This is a genomic window from Moorena sp. SIO4E2 (assembly GCF_010671945.1).
GTDB lineage: Bacteria > Cyanobacteriota > Cyanobacteriia > Cyanobacteriales > Coleofasciculaceae > Moorena > Moorena producens.
This window is the reverse complement of the sequence record NZ_JAAHIE010000994.1, coordinates 1-1,993: the sequence shown is the minus strand read 5'-3', so window position 1 is coordinate 1,993 and position 1,993 is coordinate 1. Positions and strand designations below refer to the sequence as shown.

Annotated in this window: 1 protein-coding gene and 1 pseudogene; one reads left to right on the top strand and one right to left on the bottom strand. The window is 44.6% G+C overall.

What is annotated here, in order from left to right; translation table 11 throughout:
• Positions 1 to 297, bottom strand: a 297-nt coding sequence (locus F6K37_RS39830) for a PAS domain-containing protein (RefSeq protein ID WP_287256786.1), incomplete at its 3' end; no start/stop codon positions are given.
• A gap of 156 nt (positions 298 to 453) precedes the next feature.
• Between F6K37_RS39830 and F6K37_RS39825 the strand changes: the two are divergent.
• A pseudogene (locus F6K37_RS39825) lies at positions 454 to 1,849 on the top strand (IS701 family transposase).
• Positions 1,850 to 1,993 lie beyond the last annotated feature (144 nt).

The following is a 1,993-nucleotide window of genomic DNA, read 5'->3' as shown; positions in this document are numbered from 1 at the left end:
TGGATAGTATTCTTCAAAGGTGACAACAACCTGTGCAGCAACCGCCCGATGACATTCCTGGTAGAACTTGGAGCCAAAGACTCCGGAAAACACCTCCTCCAGATTCTGATTCAGAAGCTGTTCGGGTTGACTCTGTAGCATTTGGAAAGCTTGGGGATTAAGATAGGTAATCTGCCACTGGTCGTTTAGGGAAATAAAGGCATCCGTGATACTTTCGAGAATGTTGATGGTACGACGGTTAGCTTTTACCAAATTGTTGATAATTAAATAGGCAATCCAAGCCAACAAAATCAACAACCAACTATAGGCATATAAACGATAAGTATTAGCTGTATCAATAGCTTGGCGATAGTAGAGGTTATAGTGGGACTAAGCGCGATAATTCAAGGCATAAATAGTGCTATGCTATATAGGGTAAGTTTTTTAGGTTGATTACTTTTTCCGTCCAATCCCATGAAAGAAACTGTTTCCACAGCAATGCCTCCATGCTCCCTTGAGATGGTGCAAGCGTTTTGATGATATCTTTCACACAAAAGCTCAAAAAAAAGAGTTTAGGCACTACCAGCGGGGGATTATTGGGAGAAAGTGAACGGAAAAACCTATCTCAGATTGCCGGAAACGCGCTCTGATGTCTCATACCACAGCCTACGGCATTTTGCGGTGCGAGCTTCCTGGAGTGAACAAGAGATTAACGAACGCCGGTTGCAAGTGATGAATAGCTGTCGTCAGACCAAAATCCCTGTGCTTTTGGCGCACGCTACGCGAACGTGGATTTGCACTAATTGTAGACGACAGCGGACAAAGCGCTTTTGGCGCACGCTACGCGAACGGAAAAGTGGAAACTTCACTATTGGTGTCGGTCTGCCTTACATTGGGGAAATCGGGAAAACGGATAATGGAATTGTGGTGGTAACAACCCATCTGTATGATGGTCGAAAAAGTCTACCGTTAGATCTTGAGTTATATCAACACGGGAACTCATTGCCCCAGGGAAAAAAAGATCCAGCCAACCTGCGCGAAACCGGAGCTAGCCTTGGGGTTAATTGATAAGACATTAAGTCGGGGATATCATCCAGGAATGGTCCTGATAGATGCTGGATATGGAAACAATACATCATTTTTATTAGAGCTAGAAAATCGACAACTCAAGTATTTAGTCCGAATCGCTAAAAAATGCGCCAAAAGCGCACGCTACGCGAACGAAAAGTGAGTGACCCGAACGCCAAAAATTCGGGAGTTACTATTCGGGTTGATGAGTTAGCCCAAAGCCTTCCGGATGAGGCTTTCACAGAAGTTCAACTAAATCTAAATAAGTCAAAAACCCTGTGGGTTGCCACCCTCGAAGTAGAAATATCTCGTCTGAGTGGAAAAAGAAGTCTGGCTATCGTCATGAATCAACCGACTTTTAGTCAAGCCACAGATATTGCGGTGCGACCCAAGGGCGATTTACTCGCCCTAGGAGGCGCGCACCGTGACTATTTTTTGACAAATGTCGAAACGGATGTGGTCACTCCCCAATGGGTGGTCGAGACTTACGCTCAACGAAATTGGGTGGAAGTATTTTATCGGGAGCAAGCGTGGTGGTTGGGACTCAAAGAATATCAAGTTCGCCATAAACGCAGCTTGATGAGGCATTTTATCTTGGTCATGTGTGCCTATACTTTTATTCTTTGGCATCAATTAACTGGGGGATTGCGAAGACGATGGGCATCGAAACCTTTAAAGACATTTGCTGAAGCAATAGATGCTTTTCGCAGTGCCATGTCTTGCCGCGCATGTTCATTGGCTCCAGGAAAATCCGGACGTATTTATCAGATATAAAGCGAGTAAGGGCTATATTTGGGCTTGATTTTGGCTAAAGTCCCAATAGACGTAATCTAGTTCTTCGTTTAGCTGCTTGGTAGGGAGCTGTAGCAGCTGCTGGGTCAGTTCATCTACCTGAGGTTTATTGCTCATAATTTTTCGGTAATGGCTGAGGGCTAGATCGATAAAT